Below are 24070 nucleotides of genomic sequence, written 5' to 3'. Positions count from 1 at the left end.
TGCTTGAACCGCATCTCGACGAGTTCGTCGAACAGGGTCTGCGCCCACAGATGCGGGTCCTCGAGCAAGCGGCTGGTGACGTACTCGGCGAACGGCTCGAACGGGTCCTCGTCCCGGTGGCGGACACCCGGCTCGGTGACCCCGTTGAGATAGTTGCGGACGGTCTTACGGTCCCGTCCCAGATGACGGGCGATCGCTGAGATCGTCCACCCCTGCTTGCGCAGAGCATGTGCTTCCACGGTCTCTCCTTGTGTGAGCATGAACGAGCGGGGCCTCCCTCGAAGGGCTGGTGCGTGGTCAGAGACCACCAGCATCACGGGGAGGCCCCGCCCATTACTTGGCGGGTGCACACAAGTGGGGAGATTCAGTTAGCAGAACTGGGGAGAATCAACGAGCGCAGTCAACGGTGCGGACGACGCGGACGCGTGTATCTCCTGGGTGGCCGGGTCGGTCTCGACGTCGTACCGGCCCGGCGACAGCGCGCCCGGATCGGTTATCTGTAGGTCTCACACCTGTAGACGGTCGTTGACCAGGAACGACGCGCGTATCGATGGCAGCGTCAGCTCATCGTTATCTGAACCTGTGTGGGTCTGTGAAGCCGGGCTGCGGCGCGACGGTGCTGCGCTATCTCGAACCCCGAGGGCACGTCACGACACTGGTGTCGTCGCGTCAGATCCACCCTCGATGGCGCCGAACCATCCGAGTTCGGTGGCGATGGCCCGATTGTTCGCCCGGGTCATCAAGTACTCAGGGTAGCCCGAGCCATTCGGAGCACCTGCGTGAGCGTTGAGAGCATGGGCGATCTCCAGCTTCGAGATCCCTGTGCGGTGGAGCAGCACGATCTTGAGCATCCACCGAGTCACGCGCTCGAGCACGATCCACCGGTCGACCTTCGTGCTCAACGTCTCGGGCTGATCGTCGGGGTCGAGGAGCTGGTGGGCGAGCTCGTTGCGGGCCTTCGTCAGCTTATCGGGGAAGTCTGGGACCGCCTCGAATATCTCGGGACAGATCGATGCCGCTTCGGCGGCAAGGTCCTGTACGCGGTGCTTGAAGGAGATCTCATTGAGAAACTGCAGCCCGTCCTGCAACGCCTGGCCGGCGGTCTTCTCGTCGGTGATCGAAAGCTCGACGAACTTCGCCGTTCCCGCCGCGATCGCAGCTCTGCGCACCGGACGTAGCGAAACACCCTCCGTCAGCTCGAACCGCTTGCGGTGATCCCACAGCCTCCGATGGATCCCTTCGGCGACAGATGCGTTGGTCAGCATCGTTGCCTGGATCGGGCCGTTCACGTCGTTGGCGACGGGATCGGACAGGGCATCGAGCCTGTCGTGGAGGTCGATGAACGTCCCCAGGCGTCCGAGGGTGAGGGATTCGAGAGCCATCGGTGTATCGCCTGGTAGGCCATCGCGGGACGACTCCCACGACCGCGCACTGACCACTTGGAGCCACTCCTCGTCGTCGGGCAACTGCAATCGGACGTCGGTGAGGGTTACAGCCCAGTTGAACGCCAACTTGATGAGGACGGTCGTGGCGTGCGCGATGCTGTCGATCATCGCGCGCAGCGGACGTGGATCGGCGGCCTCGTACTCGAGCCACCACTGGTCCTCGGCATACAGCGGGCGGATCGTGCCCGCTACATCCGGTCGGCTGACCGAGGCCTCGCGCTCCGTATGGGCCCAGACCTGCGGTAAGAGATACTGCGCGTCGATCGCGAAGCGCATCCGCTGATAGTCGGTGTCGGTGCTGACGTGGGCGCCGAGGACAACGAACCTTGGCTGGTACTGCGGCGGAAACGGGCCGGTACCACCGTGATTCTGCGACTCCAAGCCGGTGATGGCGGTGCCGTCACTCATGCGTCCGTGCAGGGTTACGGGCCTGAACGAAGCCACTGATTCGTCCACAGTCGGATATCGGACTAGCCGCCTGAATCCGCCGTGTTCGCTAACCTCGTCGCGGACCAGGTTTGGAGTAGCCGGATCGATCCGCGCGTCGAGAGTGATCGACGGCCGCACACCTCGCTCGATGGTGAGCACACCGGCGGACAAACGATCCGGGTGCTCCTGCATCCAGAACTCTCCCGCGACCGCGAGCTGCTCGGATCCTGACGGATCGATCTCGGACACCACGACAAGACCCCATCTATCTCGGACGACACGCGGCCGGTGCCGCATCGAGCACGGTAGCGCTACACGGGCCGGAGCATGGTCAAACCTCGATCTCCACAGGGCTGCAGAACCGGACCGCACGTGAGCGACGTACCTACAGCTCGCCCGCAGGGTGTCGAGTGCAGTGAGACCCCCGGGGGTTAATGAGGGTGCGCTACAGAGGGTGCAGCGACTCCCGGATTCGTCTTCGGCCTAATCGATGCGGGCATACATCGCGCCGGCGATGCCGCTGGGAGTGTGCTCGGGCACGCCCACCGCCCAGTGCTCGATGCGTCGAGCATGCTCATGCGAAGCTCCCCAGGCAGACAGGCAGACAGGCAGACAGGCAGACAGGCAGACAGAGGTTCTGGACCTGTGAGGCGATCCTGCCTTCGTAGACACGCATCCGGCTCCACTGTGCCCAAAGCGAAGTACTGGGTCCACAGTGTCCAAATGGCGGCCCAGTGTGGGGTATTCGGGGGGCTGCGTGACGTTCAGGCCGGCGGCGTCGGCTTCGGTGGCGCCGACCAGGGCGCCGTGCATCTTGGGCGTATCGATGAGGGGGCCGTGGATGGACTCGCAGAGGGCGTCGATCTCCTCGCCGGACCGGTCCGGATTGCTCGCAATCGCCTGTCGAGCGATGTCCCCAGTCCGATCGAGCGCCGACCGCGCGAACTGCACCATCGTGGCGTCGATCCCTCCCAACATTGCGGCGAGGATCGGGAAACATCCGGTGTACGAGCAACCTTCTGTTCGGCGTCATCGATGGCGGCGATCAGGTCCTTCGCGCTGACGAACCCTCGCTCGCCGGCGAAGATCTGAGGATCGATGGGACCCAGGTCCGACGTCGGCATGGGCGAGCTGCTCGCGTCGGTGCGCGAGGACCTTCGCCGGCGCGACGGAGTGAATGCCCGTGAGGCGCCACCGAAGTGGGGATCCGAGCGCACCGTCTACCTGCGGGACGAGCTGGTAACGATCCTCTCGCAACACGTAGCCGCGTACCCGCCGGCGGATGATGGCTGGATGTTCCACCTCGACGGCACGGCCTGGACTGACAACAAGGTGACGTACCGGTGGCGGCAGACCCGCAAGGCCGCCGGTCTCACCACGAAGCTGCACAGCCTGCGGCACTACTACGCGAGCGGCTTGGTCGCACAGGGCTGCGACGTGGTGACGGTTCAGCGGGCGCTCGGGCATTCCTCGGCGACGACGCTGAGCACGTACTCGCACTTATGGCCGACCGCAGAGGATCGGACCCGCGCCGCTGCTGGCGAGCTTGCGCGGGCAGCTCTGAAGACTACTGCGGACCAGCTGCGGACTGGGGGCTGATTTACCCCGCCTGACCTGTGCCCCTAGTAGTAGTACGGGTAGGGCGACCAGTCGGGATCGCGCTTCTGCAGGAAGGAGTCGCGCCCCTCGACGGCCTCGTCGGTCATGTACGCCAGGCGGGTGGCCTCGCCGGCGAAGAGCTGCTGCCCGACGAGCCCGTCGTCGGGAAGGTTGAAGGCGTACTTCAGCATTCGCTGCGCCTGCGGGCTCTTGCCGAGGATCTTCGCCGTCCACTCCAGCGCGACGTTCTCGAGCTCGTCGTGGTCGACGACGCGGTTCACCGCACCCATGTGGTGCATCTCCTCGGCGCTGTAGGTCTCACCCAGGAAGAAGATCTCGCGCGCGAACTTGTTGCCCACCTGCTTCGCGAGATAGGCGCTGCCGTAGCCGGCGTCGAAGCTGCCCACGTCGGCGTCGGTCTGCTTGAACTTGGCGTGCTGACGGCTCGCGAGCGTGAGGTCGCACGTCACGTGCAGCGAGTGCCCACCGCCCGCGGCCCAGCCGTTGACCAGCGCGATCACGACCTTCGGCATGAACCGGATGAGCCGCTGCACCTCGAGGATGTGCAGCCGGCCGCCCTCGGCCTTGGTGCGGATCTCGTCGACGCCGTCCGCGGTCGCGGCCTCGACGTCCGAGTCGTGGCTCGTGGCGTACTGGTAGCCGCTGCGCCCACGGATGCGCTGGTCGCCGCCCGAGCAGAACGACCACACGCCGTCCTTCGGTGCCGGCCCGTTGCCGGTGAGCAGCACCGCGCCGACGTCGGCGGACCGTCGGGCGTGGTCCAGCGCGCGGTACAGCTCGTCGACGGTGTGCGGCCGGAAGGCGTTGCGCACCTCCGGGCGGTCGAAGGCCACGCGGACGGTGCCCTGCGTGATGTGCCGGTGGTACGTGATGTCGGTGAGGTCCTCGAATCCGGGGACCGGCTGCCACAGCTCGGGGTTGAAAGTCACGGGATCGACTCTACTGTTGGGGGCGTGGTGGACGTCGACGAACTGGTGGCCGCGGCCCGCGTGGTGCGGCTGCCGATGCGGGTGCGGTTCCGCGGGATCACCGCGCGCGAGGCCGTGGTGTTCCAGGGGCCGGCGGGGTGGGGCGAGTTCGGGGCGTTCCCCGAGTACGACGACGCCGAGGCCGCGCAGTGGTTGCGCGCGGGGATCGAGGCCGCGTACGAGGGCTGGCCGGAGCCGCTGCGCACCGTCGTGCCCGTGAACGCGACGGTGCCCGCCGTCGCGCCGAGCAGGGTCGCGGAGGTGCTCGCGCGGTTCCCGGGCTGCCGGGTCGCCAAGGTCAAGGTGGCGGAGCCGGGTCAGACCCTGGCCCAGGACCTGGCGCGCGTGGCGGCCGTCCGCGACGCCCTCGGGCCCGACGGTGCCGTGCGCGTCGACGCCAACGGCGGATGGACGCTCGACCAGGCGGAGCGAGCGATCACCAGGCTCCTCGAGGGAGGTCCGCTCGACTACGCCGAACAGCCCTGCGCCACCGTGGAGGAGCTCGCCGAGCTGCGCCGCAGGCTCGACGGTGCCTGCGACATCGCCGCGGACGAATCCATCCGCCGCGCGGGCGATCCGATGCGCGTCGCGGAGCTGGGCGCCGCCGACGTCGCGGTGGTCAAAGTGGCCCCGCTCGGCGGGGTGCGCGCCGTGCTGGAGGTGGCACAGGCGCTGAAAGCAGCTGCGGGCGTGCGGGTCACGGTGTCCTCCGCACTGGACACGGCGGTCGGGATGTCTGCCGGAATCGTCGCGGCGGCGTGCATCCCCGACGGCAACGCCGCGGGCCTGGGGACCGGGGGCTTCTTCACCGCGGACCTGGGTGAGCACCCGCTGGTCGACGGCGCGCTACGGGTGCGCACCGTCGAACCTGCGGCGCAGCAGGTCGCGGCCCTGGAAGTGGTGGGGGAGCAACGGGACTGGTGGCTCGCCCGCCTGCGACGGTGCGCCGCTCTGCTCTGACCCGCCTGCGCGTCAGTGCTTGCGGAGGAAGGCGACCGTCGCCGTGGCCACCGCCGCGGGCTGCTCCGGGATCAGCGCGTGGCCCGCACGATCGATCACGACCCGGGTGGCGCGGTCGCCCAACTCCCGCGCAAGAGTCTCGGACTTCTCGGGCGGCGCGATGAAGTCCTGTCCGCCTTGCACGATGAGCAGCGGCGCGGTGCCGCCGCCCGCGTAGGTCTCCGCCGGGGTCGCCCGCGAGGCCGCGCTCTCGAGCACCCCCCGGCCTCGTACCAGCCGGTGTACCAGACGCTCGGATCGTTTCCGGGAGCGAAGAATCCGCGCGTGACGGCCTCCTCGAAGGCGGGCACCGGGGTGCGTGCACCGATCACGGAGGTCAGCACGGCGACGGCGTCCTTGCTGGGCTCGCCGGATCCCGCACCCCACAGGGTGATCGAGCGTGCTGCGCCCGGAGTGAGGACGGCGAGGCGCCGCATCACCCGGTTGCCGAAGTCGTGTCCGATCAGGTGTGCGCGACCGCCGCCGAACGTGTCGATGATGAGCCGGACGTCCGCGGCGAGGTCGTCGAGGGTGAGCTTCGCGTCCGGGCGGCCGTTGCGGGTGGCGCCGCAGCCCCGCGGGTCGAAGGAGATGACGCGGAACCCCTGCTGGGCGATGAGGCCGGCCACGACGTCGAAGTCCGCCGCGCCGCGAGCGAGACTCGGATGGATCACGACGAGGTCGCCCGAGCCGGTGCTGTGCAGCGCGAACGCGGTGCCGTCGGCGCTCTGCAGGACGATCCTGTCGAACGAGGTCGAGCCCGCCGCGGGTGTGGCGGACGTCGGGGCGCCGGCGCGATCCTCGGTCGTGGTGCACGCGGCCGTCTTTGCTGCAGCGAGCCCGAGCGTCGTTGCGCCGGTGAGGAAGAAGCGTCGGTTCATGGGCCCTCCTGTGGCGTTCGTGAACCCGACAGCCGTATGACGGGACGCGCGCATTCGGCGGGGCTTGAGCGGATTTGAAGCCGCAATCGGGACCTCGCGGGCGCTACTTCCAGGGCGCGTAGGCCCAACCCAGTAGCGTCGAGTTCGGCGCGATGTCGGGTTTCGGGATGATCTGGATCTGCGAGCCGTCGCCGAATCCGCGATCGAGCCCCTGGACGCCGCCGCTGAGGTACGTGCCGTTCCCGAGTGAGATGTCCACGTGATAGCCGTAGTCGCTCTGGGAGAACACGAGCGCGCCGCGCGGCGCGGGCAGTGCGGAGTGGCCGAGTCCCTTGGCGGCGAGGTTCTCGTAGAACGATCGCGCGGAGTCGTGCGGAATGCCGTTGCTGACGGTGCGGCCGTACGCGAAGTCGACGAAGTCCTCGCAGCCGTACTCGCCGTAGGCGTCGGTGCCCACGAGCGTCATGCCGCGCGCGATGGCGGCCTCGGGCCTCGCGGCGTTGGCGGCCGGGGCCCCCACCGCTGCGATCGCGATCACGGTCGGGAGGGTCGTCAGTGATCGTCTCATCATTCCTTTGTAGTCCTACTGATGCGGTGCCGCCTGCAGTTCGAGGTCGGAATCCGCTGGGAGTTTCCTGTCGGTGGGTCGGTCTAGGGTGCGTGGCATGGAGAACCTGATGACGGAGCTCGGCGCCGCGATGACCGGTGACCGGTCGGAGCGCAAGCAGAAGCTCGAGGCGCTGTGGGTGCGGATCGAGTCCTCGGCTCACGCGTCCCGGTGCATAGCCGCGCACTACATCGCCGATGTCCAGGGCGAATTGGACGCTGAGGTCGAGTGGGACGAGGTTGCGCTCGCCGAGTCCGCCCACGTCTCGGACGCCGACCTCCAGGCGGTCCACGCGTCGTTGTCCGTCGCCGGCTTCATGCCCTCGCTGCACCTCAACCTGGCCGAGGGCTACCGCCGCCAGGGCCGGTTCGCCGAGGCGTCCGACAGGCTGCAGACCAGCCGGGAATTCGATTTCGCGCTGGACAGCGCGCTCGACCCGTCGTACGCCTCCGGTATCCGGGAGGCGCAGGATCGGCTGGCTACCCGGATCGCCGCGGGGGATCGAACGGGGCAGCTGAGCCCGTCCGGTGGCTCCTGAGCCCGACGGTGCCGTCCCGTCCGGTCAGCCGGGCCGCCGATCGCGCAGGGCGCGGGCGGCGTCGTCCTGGCCCTGCTCGAACAGCGCGCCGATGAGCATGGTGCGCAGCGCCGCCTTCTTGACCTCGATGTCGGCCTGGTCGGGGAGCGCGGAGTCGATCACGGTGAAGCCGTTGATCAGCGCGATCACGCCGCGTGCGGTCACCGGGGTGATCTCCACGCCCGCGAGCGCGGCAGCGCCCTGCGCCAAGGAGTCCGCAGCGCGCAGATACTCCTCGATCACCACGCGGGCGGCCGGGTCGCGCGCCGCGCGCAGGTAGGCCTCGATGAGGGCGAGCGACTCGGCTCCTCGAGCATCGGTGACCTCGCCGAACGCGGTGATCACCTGCTCCGGTGGGGCGGCGGTGTCGCCGAGGAAGCCCGCCAGCTGGTCCAGCCGCTCGAACTCCTCCGCGACGAAGACGCGCATGGCCTCGTGTGTCAGATCGTCGATCGAGGCGAAGAAGTAGCCGATCGACGTGGTGGGCAGCCCGGCACGGGCGGTCACGGCGCGATGGGTCACCGACGCGTACCCGGACTCGCCCACCATCTCGACGGTCGCCTCCAGGAGCGCACGCCTGCGCTCGAGGGTGCTCCGACGGTGTTTGCGCTCCTCCACGCCCCGCAGTCTAGGACGAATCAGAAGTCTGTACAAAGTTACAGACTAGCGCTAGGGTCGGACTCTGTAAGTTTGTACAGACTCGGCGCAGCGCCGGGAGGGGCCAGGTCATGACCATCGAGTTCACGCACGAGTCCACGCGCGTCAGTGCCTTCACAGACGATGCGCTCGGCACGCTCGACGCCACCGGCGTCGCCGCGGCGATCCGCTCGGGCGAGATCGGTGTCGCGGAGGCCGCGGGCGCCGCGACGGCGCGGATGCGCACCGTCGACCCCGCGACGCGGGCGGTGCGCTGGTGGGCGAGCCCGGGCGGCGCCGGGCCGCAGGCGGATCGGGATGTGGCGTTGTACGGCGTACCGTCGGCGATCAAGGAGAACACCTCGTTCGCGGGGCTGCCCACCACGATGGGCTCGATCGCCCTGTCGGACAAGGTCGCCGGGAAGTCGGGGCCGGTCGCGGAGCAGTTCGCGGCGACCGGGGTGAACGTTCTCGCGTCGACGGTGATGCCCGAGTTCGGCCTCACTGCGAGCGCCGAGTTCGCCGCGCGCGAGCCCGCGCGCAACCCCTGGAACACGGACTACTCGGTGGGCGGCTCGTCGTCGGGGGCCGCGGCGCTGGTCGCGTCGGGCGCCCTGCCGATCGCCCACGGTAACGACGGTGGCGGCTCGATTCGCATCCCCGCCGCCCTGAACGGCCTTGTGGGACTGAAGAGTACGCGCGGGCGGATGGCGGGGATGCCGGAGCTGCGCCTGCTGCCGATCAACGTGGTGTGCGAGGGCGTGCTCACGCGCACCGTCCGCGACAGCGCGCACTACGTCGCGGAGGCCGAGCGGGCGGTCCGCAACCTTGCGCTTCCACCCGTCGGGCACGTGCGCGGGCCGGGGCGGCGCCGCCGGATCGGCCTGATCACCGAGTCGGTCACCGACTTCGGCATCGCCGAGGAGTGCCTCGCGCCGGTCCGCACTCTCGCCGAGGAGCTCGCCGCGAGCGGGCACGAGATCGTCGAGCTGTCCATGGCTGACCTGCGGCTGGACGGTGGCTTCGTGCGGGACTTCTTGCACTACTGGGGTTTTCTGACGGCCGCCGAGGTCGGGGCCGCGGCGGCGGCATCGGGCCGCGGGTTCACTCCCGCCGAGCTCGACCCCGTCACCCGCAGCCTGTTGCGCGGCGCGCGGCGCAGCGCACCGTCGATGCCCGGGGCGATCCGGCGCCTGCGCGCGGTGACCGGGAACTACGAGCGGATGTTCGTCGAGCAGGGCGTGGACGCGATGCTCTCGCCCACGATGACGCGGACCACCCCGCGGATCGGCTTCCTCGACCCGGCGCTGCCCTTCGGCGAGTTCATGGACCGGACCATCTCGATGGTCGGGATCACGCCGCTCAACAACGTCTCGGGCGGGCCCGCGATCTCCGTGCCGTGCGGGTTCGACGGTGCCGGAATGCCGTTGGGTGCCCAGTTCGCCGGACCGGCGGGCATGGAGTCCGCGCTGCTCGAGCTCGCCTACGAGGTGGAGGAACTGCGCCCGTTCGCGCGGATCGACCGATAGCCGGTCGAGGTCAACGTCGGAACCAGCCCCGCTTGGCGGGCTGCTCCGCGGCCGGCGGCTGGGCCGGGTGCCCCGGGCACCAGTCCTCGGGGGCGACGGTGGCGCGGACCGCGTCGACGTGGGAGCCGCAGCCGGTCCAGGTGGTCTTGCCGCACACGCGGCAGGTGATCGCACTGCACATGGGCCGGACCTTACGCGCTCTCGGCGGTGGCGAAGCCGCGGAAGGTCTCGAAGGCCCGCGCGCCGTGGATCGTGGCGGGCCCGCCGTGCATGAGGAAGGTGACGCCGATCGCCTCCGCGGCCTCCTGTTCGGTGGCGCCGGCCCGGGCAGCGGCCTGTCCGTGCGAGGCGATGCAGCCGTCGCATCCCTCGACGACACCGATCGCGAAGGCGATGAGCTCCTTGGTCTTCCGGTCGAGTGCGCCGTCGGCGAAGGCGGCTGCGCTCAGGGCTCCGAAGCCGGCGTAGACCTCGGGGATGGCCTTGCGCAGGTCGCGGTGCTGCGGCTGCAGGGCGCGCAGGGTCGCGGCGCCGTCGGTGTCGTGGGTGCTCATGATCGGTCCTTCCGTTAACCCCCTAGGGGGATGTTCGTCCTGAACCTAGCATCCCCCCGGGGGGATGTGCCAGAATGGTCGTCACGACGGGTCGACGGTGCCGTCGACGACGGAAGGACGGGACATGGCGGAGTTCACGATGAGCGCGACGATCGACGCGCCCTACGGCGATGCGGTGGCGCGGGTTCGCGCGGCGCTGGCGGAGGTCGGGTTCGGCGTGCTCACGGAGATCGACCTGAAGGCGACGCTCAAGGCGAAGCTGGATGTGGACGTGCCGCCGAAGGTGATCCTGGGCGCGTGCCGTCCGCAACTGGCGCACGAGGCCCTCGGGATCGACCCGCGCGTGGCCGCGCTGCTGCCGTGCAACGTGGTGGTGTCGGCAGCGGGTGACGCGCAGTCGCTGGTGGAGGTCATGGACCCGAACGTCATGCCCGAATTCACCGGCACCGCAGCGCTGTCCGGTGTCGCGGCGGACGCGCGTGAGCGGCTCGGCCGCATGCTGGAAGGGCTGGCGGCATGAAGATCCCGGACGAGGACGCCAAGCCGATCGTGACGCGCCTCAAGCGTGCGCACGGCCACCTGGCCACGGTGATCCGCATGCTCGAGGAGGGGGAGGAGTGTGAGGACGTGCTCACCCAGCTCGCCGCGGTCAACAAGGCGCTCGGGCGCAGCGGCTACGCCCTCGTGGCCACCGGCCTGCAGCACTGCATCGCGACCGAGGGCCCCGAGAACGTGGACCAGAAGAAGCTGGAGAAGCTGTTCCTGTCGTTGGCGTGACGGCCTGTCAGGCGACGTGCGTGATCCGCAGGTGAAGGTCGAGTTTCGCGCCGAGATTCACGAGGGCGTCCAGCGAGAACTTGTCGATCTTGCCGCGCAGGAGATCGTTCATCCGGGGCGCGGTGATGCTCAAGTGCTTGGCCGCTTGTTTCTGAGACCATCCGTGGGATCGGATCGCTTGCTCGATGGCGATCATCAGGTCACTTCGGAGCCGGAGGTTCTCGGCCTCTTCTGGAGTATCCGCGATCACCTCCCACGGGTCGGCCGTCGTGACCATCGTGAAGTCGTCGTCGATCGGATCCTGCTTCACGATCATTCTCCCGTCCGGATCAGTTCAGTGACTGCCTTGTACCGCTTCCGCGCAAGGTCGATGGTTCGTTGCGGCGTCTTCGCCGTCTTCTTCGTGAAGACGGCCAGCACGTAGATCCTTGGCGGTCGTCCTGACGTCACGTACATCGTGCGATAGGTCCCGTCCGAGTCGCGGACGCGGATCTCACGGACGCCGCGCCCGACTGTGGGCATCGGCTTCCAGTCGTCGGGCTCGAGTCGCCTCTGCGCGCGTCGTAGCTGCTGTCCCATCAACCGTTGCGCTTCCTTCGGCTGCGCTTGCATGTCAGACCGGGTTGATCCCACCCACGTGAGTGGAATGTCCGGCAAGTCCGAAGCAATGTTATCAGAACCGATAACATTCATGGTGGCCTCCGCTCACGATCCGACCCGATGCGCTCATCAATTGGACGCACCAGGTCGGCGTGAGGTTCCGGCCCTCCTGCGGGGCGGTGTGCGGAGTTACGTCAGTTCGTCGACGGTGACGGTGAAGGCCTGGGAGCGCAGGCGATCGGCCAGTACGTCGCCGATCGCGACGGCGGGGGTGAGGACGCCGGCGTACGTGGGCAGGGGAGCGCCGCCGCGGGCGGTGTCGCCGTCGAGGGCCAGGGCCAGGCTGGACTCGCCGAGCATGACGGCGGTACCGCTGTAGCCCGGGTCGAGCTGTGCGCCGATGGTCGAGCGGTAGCGCCGGCCGCTGGTGGTGCGGGTGTACACCTCGCCGCGGAAGCGGCCCTTGGCCTGCGAGGCCTCGCTCGGCCCCTCGCCGGGCGCCGGGAGGATCCGGTCGAGGACGGGGCGGAGCGGCTTGATCGCCAGGGCCGCCATGCCCACGGCGAGGGCGCCCTGCACGGCGCGGGAGGCCACCGTCGAAACGATGGGGTTGGAGCCGACGGCCATCGTCTCCCGGTAGGTGAAGTCGGGGCCGTAGCCGAAGTCGAGCAGGCCGTTGCTGCGACGCACGACACGGGTGTTGTAGCTACCCATGAAGAACGGCGCGAGCGTGCCGGACAGGGACGGATCCACCGACCTCGCGTCCACCACGGAGAGGTCGCCCGGCTGCTTCGGCGTCTCGCGGGTGTCGTCGACCGTCAGCGAATGCGCTCGGCCGGCGATGCGCCGGGCCTCGCGGTCGACGCTCACCTCGTCGGCGAGGCCGATCGCGGAGGCGATGGTGCCGCCGCTCGCGCCGCCGCGCAGGTCGCGCATGACGAGCGTCGTGGAACCGAGCGTGCCGGCACCGTCGGCCTTCGCGCGCTCGTAGACGAGGAAGGTGCCCAGATCCGAAGGGATCGAGTCGAATCCGCACGAGTGCACGATCTTCGTGCCGTTCGCGACGGCCTGCTCATGGAACTTGTCGATCGAGCGGCGCGCGAACAGCACCTCGCCCGTGAGGTCCGTGTAGTGCGTGCCGGCGTTGACGCACGCGCCCACCACCGTCTCCCCGTACAGGGCGTAGGGGCCGACGGTGCTGCACAGGACCGTGGTGCGCGCGACCATTTCGTCGAGGGTGGAGGGCTTGTCGACGTCAGCGACGACGATGCCCCAGTCCTTCGCCTTCCCGCCCAGGCCCGCGCGCAGCTTCTCCAGCTTGGCCTGCGTGCGGCCCGCGAGGCCGATGCGCACGCCGTCCGGCGCGTGGTTGGCGAGGTGGCGCGCCGTCAGCTCGCCGACGAAGCCCGTCGCGCCGAAGACGATGATGTCGAATTCCCTGGTGCCCGCAGTCATGGGCTCGATGTTAGCAGTGTTCGCGGCGGCGCGCGTGTGACGGGTCACACGCCGGTGGTGACAGGGGGTTCCTCGCGGCGGTGGGCACGCCGACGCTGGAAGCCCCGCGCCGCCGCAGGCGCGAGGAAGAGCATCAGCAGCACGCGGATCAGCTGCGCGGCGACGACGAAGGTGATGTCGACGTTCGACGACGCGGCGACCGCGAGCACGGCGTAGATGCCGCCCGGCGTGGTCGCGAGGTAGCCGTCGAGGGTGGAGACGCCGGTCATCGCGGACAGGGCGAAACCGAGGCCGGCGCAGCCGATCCCGACCCCGACGATGAGCAGGATCGCCCAGGGCAACAGGCGCGCCATCGACTTCAGCGACTCCCGGGTGAAGCCGACGCCGGCCTGCCAGCCGATCACCAGGTACCCGGCCGCGACGAGGAGCCACGGCACCGTCGCCCCCGCGGCGACGCCCGACAATGACAGCGCGGCGGAGGCGACGAGCGGGCCGAGGAGCCCGCCCGCGGGGAGGCGGGTCGCCAACCCGATGGCGAGTCCGCCGCCCACGCAGATCGCGGTGAAACCGAGATCGAACCACCACGGTCGGTTCGGGCCGGACTCCGCGACCGACGTACCGGGGACGTGCGGGTACAGCGCCGCCACGAGCGGCAGCGAGACGGTGACCAGGCCCACGCGCAGGTACTGGACCACGGCGACCGTCTTCTCGTCGCCGCCCAGTTCCCGGGCGATCGCGACCAGCCCCGACGCGCCGCCCGCGACCAGCGCGAGCGAGCCCGTGATCGAGTCCGTGTCCCGGTGTCGGCCGAGCAGTGCCCCGGCGCCCACGGAGAGGAGAAGGGTGGCGAATCCGACCAGCAGCGCCGCCGGCCACCGCGATCCGAGCGCCGCGACCGTGTGCGCCTGCATGAGCGTGCCGATGTAGGCGCCGAGCACGCCCTGCGCCGCGAGCTGCGCCGGCCGCGGTATCGGCCCCGGAGCCCGTCCGAACAGCGCCGCGGCCACCGCGCACACCAGCGCTGCGAACAGCGGGGCACTGGGCACGCCGGCGGCGAGGAGCGCCGCGGAGAGCGCGCAGGAGGCGACGATCAGACCGGCCCACCTCGTCAGTTCGCTGCGCATGACAACAAGTATCTACGTGATAAACACGCGAATCAACTCGCAAAAGACGCAAAAGTATGAAGTAAAATCTTGCTATGTCTGATGTCAGCGAGCTCCGGTACGGCGTGCACTCCCTGAGCCGGGAGATCCGCGCGCACCGTCGGCCGGGCCCGTTCACCGAGACCCAGTACCTCATCCTCGGCAGTCTCGACCGCGGCGGCCCGGCGACACCGGCCGACCTCGGAGAGGCCCTGCACGTCCGCTCGCAGACCCTCACCCCCGCGCTGAACGCCCTCACGGACGCGGGCCTCGTGGGGCGGCGCCGGGACGAGGCGGACCGTCGGCGGCAGTACGTCGAGCTCACCGCCGAGGGGCGCACCGTCATCGAGGAGGACCGCGCGACCCGCAACGCGTGGCTCGAGGCCGCCATGGCCGAGCGGCTCACCCCGCTCGAACGCGACGTGCTCCTGCTCGCCGGTCCCGTGCTGGCGAAGCTGGCCGGCGGTTAGTGGGCTACGCGCCGATCGGCACGATCCCGTCCCGGCGCAGCAGGTTCTTCACGCCGTCGTCCTCGCCGAGCAGGTAGGCGCGGGCGAGCAGGTCGTTGAAGGTGTCCGCGACTGCGGGGTCGGTGTCGGAGACGGGGACGGTCAGGAGCTTTCCGGCTGCGGCGCTCAGCAGGAGGTGATTCGCGGCGAACAGCGCCGTGCGCTTGTTGCCGTCCTCGAAGGGCTGGGCCCGCGCGACGCCCACGAACAACGACAGCGCGGCCTCAATCGGATCCGTTCCGGCCGTGAGGGTCTCGACGAGGTCCTGCAGGCCCTCGTTGGTGAGGGCCTCCGGAGAATGCCGGCCGTACCGGGTGCGCACGCCGATCCGCTGCTCCGCGGTGCGCAGCTCGCCGGGATGCAGTGCGCCGCTGCGAGTGATCCGCGCGTTGATGTCTCGGACGAGCGCGGCGTCGGTCGGGCGCGCGGCACCGTCGAGGATGAATCCCGCGGCATCGCGCAGGTCCTCGAGGAGTGCCAGGTCCGCGCGCGAGGTGATCCCCTCGACGCTGCCGGAACGGAGGAAGTTCTCCGTGTCGAGCCGTCCGGTCGACAGCCCGTCGAAGACCTTGCCGGAGGAGTACACGACGCCCGCAAGGTCGGCGACGGTGATCGCGGTCATCTTCTGCTCCCTCCTCGCGGCATCCCGCAACGACCGTACGTCAGGTGCCGGGAGCCGGGCGAGCGCGAATGCGGTCGTAAGGTGGTGCGCATGCAGAAGCCGCCGAACCCGTCCACGCTGCAGGCGCGGGTGATCGTGGACGAGCTGGTGCGCGGGGGCGTGACCGACGTGGTGCTGTGTCCCGGCTCGCGCAACGCGCCGCTCGCCTTCGCGGTCCACGCCGCCGACAAGCGCGGAGAGCTGCGGCTGCACGTGCGGATCGACGAGCGGACCGCGGGCTTCCTCGCCGTCGGCCTGGCCGCCGCGAGCCGGCGCCCGGTGCCGATCATCATGACCTCCGGCACCGCCGTCGCGAACCTGTCGCCGGCGGTGTTCGAGGCCAACTACGCCCGGGTCCCGCTGCTCGTGATCAGCGCGAACCGCCCCTACGAGCTGCTCGGATCCGGTGCCAACCAGACCGTCGAGCAGTTCGGCATCTTCGGCACCCAGGTCCGCGCCGCTCTCAGCCTGGGCCTCTCCGAGCCGGGCCTCGACCGCAACTCGCAGTGGCGCAGCGCCGTCTGCCGCGCGCTCGCCGCCGCCCGCGGCGCCCGCACCGGCAACGCGGGCCCCGTCCAGTTCGACATCCCGCTCCGCGAACCCCTCGTGCCCGACGACCCGTCGCCCGCGCTCGCGCAGGGCAGGCCCGACGGTGGGCCGTGGACCGTCGCGCCCGTCGCCACCCTCGACGTCCCGCTCCCGATCGACCTGAGCCCGGACACCGTCGTCATCTCCGGGCACGGGGCGGGGGAGAACCCGGCCCTCGCGGGCCTGCCGACCGTCGCCGAGCCGACCGCGCCGCAGGCGACGAACGCGTTGCATCCCTGGGCGCTGTCGGCGCTGCAGCCCAAGCAGGCCATCATCTGCGGCCGCCCGACCCTGCACCGCGAGGTCAGCGCCCTGCTCGCCGACCCGGAGGTCACCGTGTACGCCGTGACCACCGGGCCGCGCTGGCCTGACGTGTCGGGCAATGTCGCGGCGACGGGCACGCGCGTCGTGCCCGTCGGGGAGCCCTCGCCGGACTGGCTCGCGACCTGTGCCGGGGCGGACGCCGCCGCCCGCGAGGCCGTCGCGCTGGGCCTGGAGGACGGCCCGGTGACGGGCCTGCACGTCGCGCGGGCCGTGTGCGCGGCACTGCGGCCCGGCGACCAGCTGGTGGTCGGCGCGTCGAACCCCGTCCGCGATGTCGCGCTCGCCGGGCACGTGCCCGACGGGGTGCGCGTGCTGTCCAACCGGGGCGTCGCCGGGATCGACGGCACCGTCAGCACCGCGATCGGTGCCGCACTCGCACATCCGGACCGGCGCACCGTCGCGCTCATGGGCGACCTGACCTTCGTCCACGACGCGTCCGGGCTGCTCATCGGCCCCGAGGAACCCCGGCCCGACAACCTCACGATCGTGGTCGCCAACGACAACGGGGGAGGCATCTTCAACCTGCTCGAACAGGGCGAGGAGCGCTACTCCGGCGCGGAGTACGACGGTGCCGCCGCCCGGGTGTTCGGCACGCCGCACGGGACGGACATCAGCGCGCTCTGCGCCGCGTACGGCGTCGAGTACGCGCGTGCCGGCCTGGACGACCTGGGATGGGAGCCGGACGGGCTGCGGGTCGTCGAGGTCCGGACCGAGCGGGCCGGGCTCCGGGCCCTGCACGCGGGCATGCGCGCACGGATCTCGGGCGGGCACGCGTGAGCCGCACGGCGCTGCGCCGGGTGCAGTTGGTGCTGCTGTCGGCGGCGATCCTCATCACCGGGCTGTGCGCGGTCCTCGTCGCGGCGGCCTGGCGCGACGACGTGACCATCGACGCCGACCGCGGCACGGCGACCGCGGAAGTGCTCTCCGCGGGGCCCCGCCGCTCGACGATCAGCTTCTACACGACCGACGGCGTCAACCACAATCCTCCGCTCGGCGTCCTGTACCCCAGTGAGCTGTCGGTGGGCGACCGGATCCAGGTGGAGTACAGCCGGTCGGACCCGGAGCTGGTCCGGGTGGCCGGACGGTCCGCCGTGGTCGCGGTGGTGCCGGCGGCGTCCGTCGCCGCCGGGACGTGGCTGGTGATCGGGGCGATCATGGTGCTCCTCGCCGTCGGCTACCACCGGGGCGACGGGTCCCGGCCCGAGAGTTCACCTGACGTTCCGCACACCGTCGACCCTTAGGCTCCCGCACGGCCCTCCCGCACGACACACTCGGCACGTGCGTATCGCGATCGTGGCCGAGTCCTTCCTGCCGAACGTCAACGGGGTCACCAACTCGGTGCTCCGGGTACTGGAGCACTGTCGCCGTACCGGTGCGGACGCGATCGTGATCGCGCCCGATTCGGTCGCGGGTGAGGAGCCCGCCCCGCTGGAGCACCTCGGGTTCCCCGTGTACCGGGTGCCGGCGCGGATGCTGCCGCGGATCTCGTCGCTGCCCATCGGGCAGCCGAACATGCGGATCCTCGACGTGCTCCGCGAGTTCGAGCCCGACGTGGTGCACCTCGCTTCGCCCTACTTCCTGGGCGCGGGTGGCCTGGCCGCGGCCAAGCGCCTGGGCATCCCGACGGTCGCGATCTTCCAGACCGATGTCGCCGGCTTCGCGGGCTCCTACGGGCTCGGGCCGCTCGAGCGCGCAGCGTGGTGGTGGACCCGGCAGATGCACAAGCAGTGCGACCTGACCCTGGCACCCTCGAGTGCGTCCGTGGCCGATCTCGAGGCGCACCGCATCCCCCGCGTGAAGACCTGGGCCCGCGGCGTCGACGGCGAGCGGTTCGCGCCGTCGCACCGCAGCGCCTCGCTGCGCGCCGCCTGGTTGGGGGACCGGCCGGACCGGATGGTCGTCGGGTTCGTCGGGCGGCTCGCGGCGGAGAAGCACGTCGAGCGGCTCGTCGGGCTCGCGGGGCGCGATGACGTGCAGCTGGTCATCGTGGGCGACGGGCCGGAGCGCGCGCGGCTCGAATCACTGCTGCCCGGAGCGGTGTTCACCGGGCAGCTGGGCGGCGCGGAGCTCGGCGCGGCCTACGCCTCCCTCGACGTCTTCGTGCACGCCGGCGAGCACGAGACCTTCTGCCAGGCCGTCCAGGAGGCGCTCGCGTCGGGCGTACCGTCGATCGCGCCGGACCAGGGCGGGCCGCGCGACCTGGTCGCGCACTGCCGCAACGGCTACCTGCTGCCCGTCGCCGAGTTCGCCGACCTGCTTCCCGGCGTCATCGACACCCTGGCCGACCCGGCGCTGCGCGCCCGGTTCGGCGAGGCCGCCCGCAAGTCGGTCCTCGCTCGCACCTGGCCCGCGCTGTGCGACCAGCTGTTCGCGCACTACGAGAGCGTGATCGCCGGACCTGCGACGAATCGTGGCGTGCGCGCGGTCGTGTAACTTTCGGGTCATGGCAAGGGCCTCCCTGGACAAGAAACCCGGCGACGTCGCGTCGATGTTCGACGGTGTCGCGCGCCGCTACGACCGGACCAACACGCTCATGACGGGCGGGCTGGATCGGTACTGGCGCGCCCGCACCCGGCGCGCGCTCGACCTCAAGCCGGGGGACCGCGTCCTCGACCTCGCCGCCGGGACGGGCGTCTCGACGGTGGACCTCGCCCGGTCCGGCGCGTGGGTCGCCGCCTGCGACTTCTCGACGGGGATGCTCCAGGCGGGTGCCTTCCGGCGCGTGCCGATGGTCGCGGGTGACGCGATGGCGCTGCCGTTGGCGGACGACTCCTTCGACGCGGCGACCATCTCCTTCGGGCTCCGCAACGTGCAGGACACCGTCGCCGGCCTGCGCGAGATGGCCCGCGTGGTGCGGCCCGGCGGGCGGCTCGTGGTGTGCGAGTTCTCCACCCCGACCAACGGCGCCTTCCGCACGCTGTACGAGAAGGTCGCGCTGGAGGCCATCCAGGTGGTGGCGAAGGGATCGTCGAATCCGGAGGCCTACACCTACCTCGCCGAGTCGATCCGGAACTGGCCCGCGCAGGCCGACCTCGCGGAGCTCGTGCGCGAGGCCGGTTGGGGTGGCGTGAGCTGGACGAACCTGACCGGCGGCATCGTCGCACTGCACACCGCGACCCGCCCGCTAGGCTGAACCCGTGGAGAAGACGGTAGCCGGGGTCTCGCTGGGGTCCGACGAGTTCGCGGCCGGGGTCCGCGCGGATCTGGCCCGCGTGGAGCAGGTCATCGCCGACGGCATCGCCGAGGCCGACGGGTGCGTGATCGAGGAGGCGCTGCACCTGTTCCAGGCCGGCGGCAAGCGGTTCCGGCCCATGTTCACGGTCCTCTCCGGCCGGATCGGTGGTTCGCCGTCGGAGGAGGTGATCACCGCCGCGGCCGCGATGGAGCTCACCCACCTCGCGACGCTGTACCACGACGACGTGATGGACGAGGCCGACACGCGCCGCGGCGCACCGTCGGCCAACGCGAAGTGGGGCAACTCGATCGCGATCCTCGCGGGCGACTACCTGTTCGCGCGCGCCTCGAAGTACGGCGCCGACCTCGGCCCCCGCGCCGTCGGCGTGATCGCGCAATGCTTCGGGGAACTGGTCACCGGGCAGATGCTCGAGCTCAAGGGGGCCGGCGACGGCGATCCCGTGCAGCACTACCTCGACACCATCTGGGGCAAGACCGGCAGCCTCATCGCCACCTGCGGCCTGCTCGGCGCGCTGCATGGCGGCGCCGACGAGGAGACGGCGCAGCGGATGTACCGCATCGGCGCCGCGATCGGCATGGCCTTCCAGATCAGCGACGACATCATCGACATCAGCTCGATCGCCACGGAGTCCGGCAAGACGCCCGGCACGGACCTCCGCGAGGGCGTGTTCACCCTGCCGGTGCACTACGCCCTGCGCGACTCCGGGCCGGAGGCCGACCGGCTCCGGGAGATCCTCGTCGGCCCCGTCACCGACGATGCACTGGTCGACGAGGCCATCGAGCTCCTCGGTCGCTCCGCCGGCATGAAGGAGGCCGAGGCGGTGCTCGCGCGGTACGCCGACGAGGCCCGCGCCGAGCTCGCCGCGCTGCCCGAGTCCGAGCCGCGCGCCTCGCTCGAATCCCTCGTCACCTTCACGGTCGCCCGCCTGGGCTGAGGTCTGCGCGTGCTGGGCCCCCGGAGCCGGACCGGGAATCTGATCCGCACCGCGCTGCTGCTGGCGCTGGTCGCGGGTTTCGTGATGGCCAGCGGCGCGATCTTCGGACGCACCACCTTCCTGCTGTCCATCGTCCTCGCCGCCGGTGTCTGCGCCTACCTGTACGTCAGCGGACCGTCGTTGCCGCTGCGCGCGATGCACGCCCGGCGCGTGTCCGAGCTGCAACAACCCGCGCTGTTCCGGCTGGTGCGCGAGCTGTCGACCTCTGCGCGGCTGCCGATGCCCGCGGTGTACGTCTCACCGACCGCGGCGCCCAACGTCCTCGCCGCCGGACACGGGCCGTCGCACGCGGCGGTGTGCGTCACCGTCGGGCTGCTCGAGCTGCTGCCGGAGGACGAGCTGCGCGCGGTGCTCGCGCACCAGCTCGCGCGGATCGGGGCGCGGGACACTCTGACCGCGTCCGTGGCCGGCGCGCTCGGCGCCGTGATCTGCGGGTTCGCCGGGTTCGGGTACCTGTTGGGTTTCGGGGACGGCGGATCGCGCCGCAGCCGGGTCGTCGACGCGATGCTGTCGGTGCTCGCGCCGATCGCCGGCGCGCTGATCCGGCTCGGTGTCTCGCGGACCGTCGACTACCGCGCCGACCATTCCGCGGCACTGCTCACGGGTGCCCCGTCGGCTCTGGTCCGCGCCTTGCGCACCGTGTCCGACGGTGCCGCCCGCGCCCCCCTGCCCCCCGAACCCGACCTCGCCGTGCACGCCGACACGATGCTCGTGTACCCCTTCCGTGACAGCGACCGCCTCGGCCGCGTCTTCCGCACCCAGCCGCCGCTGGAGAGGCGCGTGGAGCGGCTGGAGGCGCTGACCGCGTAGCCCGGCTCGACGGTGCCGCCGGTGCGGCAGGTGCGCGGCGGTTGGCGCGGGGTTGGGGCGCGGCGTGGGGGTCGGCGGCGTGGCGTGGGGGACAACGCGTCCCTCGCGAAACGCCGGGCGTTCGGTGGGGGACGGAACGCCTGGTGCTCCTGGCGGCGCGGCGCGGGGGACGACGGCGCGGCGCAGGGGGAACGGTGGGCTGGGGCCGGGGCCCGTCGTAGGGGGAACGATCAGCGCCGAATTTGTTGTGGATACCCTCCAGTAGCCTGGGGATGAACGCGGCTGGGCGGCGATTCGCGGTGTCGCGGTGCGGTTCACTCAACGCATGGGGGAGATTCTGACTCGGGAGTATCTGCTCGCGACGGGGTGGACGAGCGGCGACATCAGCAGGGCTGTGGACAGCGGCGAGCTGATCCGACTGGCCATGGGGGTCTACGCGCACGCCGGCGGCTACGACGCGCGGGCGCTGTACCGAATGAAGATCCTCGCGGCGTCGATGTCGTGCGGTGGCGTGGTGAGCCACGAAAGTGCCGCGGTGCTGCACGACATTCCGTTCCTGCAGCCGGACCGGCAGTCGGTGCACTTCACCGTCGATCGGGAGCATGGTGGAGGACGGCGCCCCGGGATCCACGTTCATCCCCGGCCGCTGGAGGACGACGAGGTCGTGGAGGTCGACGGGGTGCGTGTCACCTCGCGAGTGCGTACTCCCATCGACGTGGCGATGTCCGGCGACCTCGTGCGGGCCGTCGCGGCGATCGACGCGGTGCGCTTCATCCCCCGATTCCCGACCGCGTCGACTCCGGCGCCGGTTCCACTGGAGAGCCTGCAGTCCACTCTGGACAGGCTCGGTCGACGGCGGGGATCAGCCGTGGCCAGGCGCGCCTTGCACCTGTCAGTGGACTGCAGTGAATCCGCGGGGGAGTCCTGGTCGCGGATGTTGATGCTGGCGTGGGGTGTGCCGACTCCACAGCTTCAGGCGGAGTTCCACCTCGATGGACACCTGCTCTTCGCCGACTTCCGGTGGGGAACGCTGATCGGTGAATTCGACGGTGAGGGCAAGTACGGCACGACCGACTCCGAGCGCTCCGCTGCGCTCGCCGCGGAGAAGCAGCGGCACGCGGTGTTCGCCGCGCACGGCTTCGAGATCGTGCGGTGGGGCTGGAAGGATCTGGTCGACGACGCGCGCTTACGCCGCAAACTCACTCCGACTTTGGTCCGTCACGGTCTGCTGGCCGCGTAGTCGCCATCGCGGCGTGGGGGACGCCATCGCGGCGTGGGGGTCGGCGGCGTGGCGCGGGGGACAACGCGTCCCTCGTGAAACGCCGGGCGTTCGGTGGGGGACGGAACGCCTGGTGCTCCTGGCGGCGCGGCGCGGGGGACGACAGTGCCTCACCGGGGGCGGCGACCTTCCCGCCGCGCCGAAACCCGCGGCCCAACCTCTCCTGTGAGAAAACCCACAGCTGACCCCCGCACTCGACGACGAAACGAGGGACGGGTGCGGTCACCCCAACCGGCCCGGACAACCGCACACCGTCGGGCAGAAAGGCCTCAGCGGTAGTTGACGAACTGCACCGCGATGTCCAGGTCCGCGCCCTTGAGCAGGGACTGGACGGACTGGAGGTCGTCGCGGGACTTGCTGGTCACGCGGAGCTCCTCACCCTGGATCTGGGCCTTGACGGACTTGGGGCCCTCGTCGCGGATGAGCTTGCTGATCTTCTTGGCGTTCTCGCTGGTGATGCCCTCGACCAGAGTGCCCGTGATCTTGTAGGTCTTGCCGGAGGCGACCGGGTCACCGGCGTCGAAGGCCTTCAAGGACAGCCCGCGCTTGATCAGCTTCTCCTGGAACACCTCGAGGCCGGCCTTGACGCGCTCCTCGGCGTCGGAGGTGAGGACCACCTTGTCCTCGCCGGAGAACTCGACCGTGGTGTTGGTGCCGCGGAAGTCGTACCGCTGGCTGAGCTCCTTCGCCGCCTGATTGAGGGCGTTGGCGACCTCCTGGCGGTCGATCTTGCTCACGACATCGAACGACGAATCGGCCATCTCGGCTGGACTCCTAATCAGTTGACCTGCGGGTTTGCGCGGCCCCGGTGGGGGCGATGTAGTCTACTCTCCGCTGCCTTCACGGGCAGTGAACGGCACGTTGCCCGAGCGGCCAATGGGAGCGGACTGTAAATCCGTCGGCTTAGCCTACGTAGGTTCGAATCCTACACGTGCCACCCGCCTCGACCCCCGGTGATCTCGATCGCCGGGGGTCGCTGCGAAAACGGATTGACCTGCGGATTTGGATGATCTCCGCCGCAGTGTGTAATCTCGTTGAGGCTCTTGGAGTGCCGGAGACGGCGCCCCCAGGACCACGCCCCCTTAGCTCAGTCGGTAGAGCGTTTCCATGGTAAGGAAAAGGTCAACGGTTCGATTCCGTTAGGGGGCTCGCTAGACCAGTGCAATGTGCTGATAGCTCAGGGCGGTGTAGCTCAGCTGGTTAGAGCGCACGACTCATAATCGTGAGGTCGGGAGATCGAGCCTCCCCACCGCTACAACTGACAAGAGATTTGCGAAAGAGGGAACGTCGTGGCTTCATCGACAGATGTTCGCCCCAAGATCACCTTGGCGTGCGAGGTGTGCAAGCACCGCAACTACATCACCAAGAAGAACCGTCGCAACGACCCCGATCGCCTCGAGCTGAAGAAGTTCTGCCCGAACTGTGGCTCGCACCAGGCGCATCGCGAGTCGCGCTAGGCGAAACGTTCGAACGAAGGGGAGGGCATCCGC

At 70.2% G+C, this 24070-nt stretch carries 30 protein-coding genes, 3 tRNA genes and 1 pseudogene; 19 read left to right on the top strand and 15 right to left on the bottom strand.

From position 1 onward, the window contains the following. Positions 1–260, bottom strand: a 260-nt coding sequence (locus tag AXK61_RS24080) for a helix-turn-helix domain-containing protein (protein ID WP_156485806.1), incomplete at its 3' end; no start/stop codon positions are given. Between the two features lie 387 nt (positions 261–647). Beyond that, a complete protein-coding gene (locus AXK61_RS24075) occupies positions 648–2126 on the bottom strand; it encodes a HEPN domain-containing protein (protein WP_068747175.1) in 1479 nt (492 codons plus the stop codon). Positions 2127–2597: 471 nt separating this feature from the next. Here AXK61_RS24075 and AXK61_RS25260 point away from each other — a divergent pair, with 471 nt between their 5' ends. Together AXK61_RS25260 and AXK61_RS24065 are read left to right on the top strand one after the other, a co-directional pair. Continuing rightward, positions 2598–2966 (top strand): hypothetical protein, encoded by a 369-nt coding sequence (locus tag AXK61_RS25260; RefSeq protein ID WP_139058072.1) that lies wholly within the window; start codon positions 2598–2600, stop codon positions 2964–2966. Positions 2967–2972: 6 nt separating this feature from the next. After that, the gene (locus AXK61_RS24065) at positions 2973–3473 is read left to right on the top strand and encodes a tyrosine-type recombinase/integrase (RefSeq protein ID WP_068747173.1); all 501 of its coding nucleotides are present in this window, start codon (positions 2973–2975) and stop codon (positions 3471–3473) included. 23 nt (positions 3474–3496) lie between these two features. Here the strand turns inward: AXK61_RS24065 and AXK61_RS24060 are convergent, their stop codons facing one another. Continuing rightward, positions 3497–4423: a 1,4-dihydroxy-2-naphthoyl-CoA synthase gene (locus AXK61_RS24060; RefSeq protein ID WP_068574356.1), complete on the bottom strand. Its 927-nt coding sequence runs from the start codon at positions 4421–4423 to the stop codon at positions 3497–3499. 24 nt (positions 4424–4447) lie between these two features. Between AXK61_RS24060 and AXK61_RS24055 the strand changes: the two genes are divergently transcribed. Then, positions 4448–5422 carry an o-succinylbenzoate synthase gene (locus tag AXK61_RS24055; RefSeq protein ID WP_068574358.1) on the top strand — a complete coding sequence of 325 codons (975 nt, stop codon included), beginning with the start codon at positions 4448–4450 and terminating at the stop codon, positions 5420–5422. A gap of 12 nt (positions 5423–5434) precedes the next feature. On the opposite strand, the gene AXK61_RS26085 is transcribed toward AXK61_RS24055, so the two are convergent. The 3 genes and pseudogenes from AXK61_RS26085 to AXK61_RS24045 form a co-directional block, all read right to left on the bottom strand. Continuing rightward, on the bottom strand, positions 5435–5605 hold the full coding sequence (locus tag AXK61_RS26085) for an alpha/beta hydrolase (RefSeq protein WP_414930024.1): 171 nt from the start codon (positions 5603–5605) through the stop codon (positions 5435–5437). An 89-nt stretch (positions 5606–5694) separates the two neighbouring features. Next, positions 5695–6342, bottom strand: a pseudogene (locus AXK61_RS24050) (alpha/beta fold hydrolase); the annotation flags it as partial. Positions 6343–6445: 103 nt separating this feature from the next. Next, on the bottom strand, positions 6446–6880 hold the full coding sequence (locus AXK61_RS24045; RefSeq protein WP_231855649.1) for a hypothetical protein: 435 nt from the start codon (positions 6878–6880) through the stop codon (positions 6446–6448). Between the two features lie 127 nt (positions 6881–7007). Here AXK61_RS24045 and AXK61_RS24040 point away from each other — a divergent pair, with 127 nt between their 5' ends. Beyond that, positions 7008–7487, top strand: coding sequence for a hypothetical protein (locus AXK61_RS24040; protein ID WP_068574364.1), 480 nt, complete (start codon positions 7008–7010; stop codon positions 7485–7487). A gap of 24 nt (positions 7488–7511) precedes the next feature. Here the strand turns inward: AXK61_RS24040 and AXK61_RS25575 are convergent, their stop codons facing one another. Then, positions 7512–8144, bottom strand: a complete 633-nt coding sequence (locus AXK61_RS25575) for a TetR/AcrR family transcriptional regulator (protein ID WP_068574366.1) — start codon at positions 8142–8144, stop codon at positions 7512–7514. 110 nt (positions 8145–8254) lie between these two features. Here AXK61_RS25575 and AXK61_RS24030 point away from each other — a divergent pair, with 110 nt between their 5' ends. Beyond that, positions 8255–9691, top strand: a complete 1437-nt coding sequence (locus AXK61_RS24030) for an amidase (RefSeq protein ID WP_068747171.1) — start codon at positions 8255–8257, stop codon at positions 9689–9691. A gap of 10 nt (positions 9692–9701) precedes the next feature. On the opposite strand, the gene AXK61_RS25570 is transcribed toward AXK61_RS24030, so the two are convergent. Both AXK61_RS25570 and AXK61_RS24025 read right to left on the bottom strand, forming a co-directional pair. Beyond that, positions 9702–9872, bottom strand: a complete 171-nt coding sequence (locus AXK61_RS25570; RefSeq protein ID WP_175400088.1) for a hypothetical protein — start codon at positions 9870–9872, stop codon at positions 9702–9704. A gap of 10 nt (positions 9873–9882) precedes the next feature. Further along, on the bottom strand, positions 9883–10245 hold the full coding sequence (locus AXK61_RS24025) for a carboxymuconolactone decarboxylase family protein (protein ID WP_068574370.1): 363 nt from the start codon (positions 10243–10245) through the stop codon (positions 9883–9885). Between the two features lie 124 nt (positions 10246–10369). On the opposite strand from AXK61_RS24025, the gene AXK61_RS24020 reads away from it, so the two are divergent. Both AXK61_RS24020 and AXK61_RS24015 read left to right on the top strand, forming a co-directional pair. Continuing rightward, on the top strand, positions 10370–10765 hold the full coding sequence (locus AXK61_RS24020) for a DUF302 domain-containing protein (RefSeq protein WP_068574372.1): 396 nt from the start codon (positions 10370–10372) through the stop codon (positions 10763–10765). Further along, positions 10762–11022, top strand: coding sequence for a metal-sensitive transcriptional regulator (locus AXK61_RS24015; protein WP_068574374.1), 261 nt, complete (start codon positions 10762–10764; stop codon positions 11020–11022). The genes AXK61_RS24020 and AXK61_RS24015 overlap by 4 nt, the downstream gene beginning before the upstream one ends. A gap of 7 nt (positions 11023–11029) precedes the next feature. Here AXK61_RS24015 and AXK61_RS24010 read toward each other — a convergent pair whose 3' ends face one another. From AXK61_RS24010 to AXK61_RS23995, 4 genes are all read right to left on the bottom strand, one after another. Continuing rightward, a complete protein-coding gene (locus tag AXK61_RS24010; protein WP_068575286.1) occupies positions 11030–11299 on the bottom strand; it encodes a helix-turn-helix domain-containing protein in 270 nt (89 codons plus the stop codon). A 35-nt stretch (positions 11300–11334) separates the two neighbouring features. Then, complete coding sequence (locus AXK61_RS24005) at positions 11335–11634, bottom strand: type II toxin-antitoxin system RelE/ParE family toxin (protein WP_197466903.1); 300 nt, start codon at positions 11632–11634, stop codon at positions 11335–11337. Positions 11635–11811: 177 nt separating this feature from the next. After that, entirely contained in the window at positions 11812–13077 is a 1266-nt protein-coding gene (locus AXK61_RS24000) for a saccharopine dehydrogenase family protein (RefSeq protein ID WP_068747170.1), read from the bottom strand. Positions 13078–13121: 44 nt separating this feature from the next. Next, a complete protein-coding gene (locus AXK61_RS23995; RefSeq protein WP_068574380.1) occupies positions 13122–14201 on the bottom strand; it encodes an AbrB family transcriptional regulator in 1080 nt (359 codons plus the stop codon). 74 nt (positions 14202–14275) lie between these two features. On the opposite strand from AXK61_RS23995, the gene AXK61_RS23990 reads away from it, so the two are divergent. Beyond that, entirely contained in the window at positions 14276–14689 is a 414-nt protein-coding gene (locus tag AXK61_RS23990; protein ID WP_068574382.1) for a MarR family winged helix-turn-helix transcriptional regulator, read from the top strand. A gap of 4 nt (positions 14690–14693) precedes the next feature. On the opposite strand, the gene AXK61_RS23985 is transcribed toward AXK61_RS23990, so the two are convergent. Then, on the bottom strand, positions 14694–15350 hold the full coding sequence (locus AXK61_RS23985; RefSeq protein ID WP_068574384.1) for a Fic family protein: 657 nt from the start codon (positions 15348–15350) through the stop codon (positions 14694–14696). Positions 15351–15440: 90 nt separating this feature from the next. Here AXK61_RS23985 and menD point away from each other — a divergent pair, with 90 nt between their 5' ends. From menD to AXK61_RS23950, 7 genes are all read left to right on the top strand, one after another. Next, positions 15441–17078, top strand: a complete 1638-nt coding sequence (gene menD, locus AXK61_RS23980; RefSeq protein ID WP_068574386.1) for a 2-succinyl-5-enolpyruvyl-6-hydroxy-3-cyclohexene-1-carboxylic-acid synthase — start codon at positions 15441–15443, stop codon at positions 17076–17078. Further along, on the top strand, positions 17075–17542 hold the full coding sequence (locus tag AXK61_RS23975) for a DUF3592 domain-containing protein (protein ID WP_068574388.1): 468 nt from the start codon (positions 17075–17077) through the stop codon (positions 17540–17542). Before menD ends, AXK61_RS23975 begins: the two co-directional genes overlap by 4 nt. 37 nt (positions 17543–17579) lie before the next feature. After that, entirely contained in the window at positions 17580–18734 is a 1155-nt protein-coding gene (locus AXK61_RS23970) for a glycosyltransferase family 4 protein (RefSeq protein WP_068574390.1), read from the top strand. Between the two features lie 10 nt (positions 18735–18744). After that, positions 18745–19434 (top strand): demethylmenaquinone methyltransferase, encoded by a 690-nt coding sequence (locus AXK61_RS23965; protein ID WP_068574393.1) that lies wholly within the window; start codon positions 18745–18747, stop codon positions 19432–19434. 4 nt (positions 19435–19438) lie between these two features. Continuing rightward, positions 19439–20431 carry a polyprenyl synthetase family protein gene (locus tag AXK61_RS23960; RefSeq protein WP_068574395.1) on the top strand — a complete coding sequence of 331 codons (993 nt, stop codon included), beginning with the start codon at positions 19439–19441 and terminating at the stop codon, positions 20429–20431. Between the two features lie 9 nt (positions 20432–20440). After that, positions 20441–21301, top strand: a complete 861-nt coding sequence (locus tag AXK61_RS23955) for a M48 family metalloprotease (protein ID WP_231855648.1) — start codon at positions 20441–20443, stop codon at positions 21299–21301. Between the two features lie 325 nt (positions 21302–21626). After that, the gene (locus tag AXK61_RS23950) at positions 21627–22541 is read left to right on the top strand and encodes a type IV toxin-antitoxin system AbiEi family antitoxin domain-containing protein (RefSeq protein WP_082778179.1); all 915 of its coding nucleotides are present in this window, start codon (positions 21627–21629) and stop codon (positions 22539–22541) included. Between the two features lie 308 nt (positions 22542–22849). On the opposite strand, the gene AXK61_RS23945 is transcribed toward AXK61_RS23950, so the two are convergent. Further along, complete coding sequence (locus AXK61_RS23945; RefSeq protein WP_068574399.1) at positions 22850–23341, bottom strand: YajQ family cyclic di-GMP-binding protein; 492 nt, start codon at positions 23339–23341, stop codon at positions 22850–22852. A gap of 94 nt (positions 23342–23435) precedes the next feature. Here AXK61_RS23945 and AXK61_RS23940 point away from each other — a divergent pair. From AXK61_RS23940 to rpmG, 4 genes are all read left to right on the top strand, one after another. Beyond that, positions 23436–23517 (top strand) — tRNA-Tyr (locus AXK61_RS23940). Positions 23518–23656: 139 nt separating this feature from the next. Then, a tRNA-Thr gene (locus AXK61_RS23935) sits at positions 23657–23729 on the top strand. Between the two features lie 32 nt (positions 23730–23761). After that, positions 23762–23835: transfer RNA gene (locus AXK61_RS23930), tRNA-Met, on the top strand. Positions 23836–23869: 34 nt separating this feature from the next. Beyond that, the gene (rpmG, locus tag AXK61_RS23925; RefSeq protein ID WP_013125415.1) at positions 23870–24037 is read left to right on the top strand and encodes a 50S ribosomal protein L33; all 168 of its coding nucleotides are present in this window, start codon (positions 23870–23872) and stop codon (positions 24035–24037) included. The last annotated feature ends 33 nt before the right edge of the window (positions 24038–24070 follow it).

This window comes from Tsukamurella pseudospumae (genome assembly GCF_001575205.1).
Taxonomy (GTDB): Bacteria; Actinomycetota; Actinomycetes; order Mycobacteriales; family Mycobacteriaceae; genus Tsukamurella; species Tsukamurella pseudospumae.
Note: the sequence above shows the minus strand (reverse complement) of the source record. Positions and strands in the feature narration are given on the sequence as shown.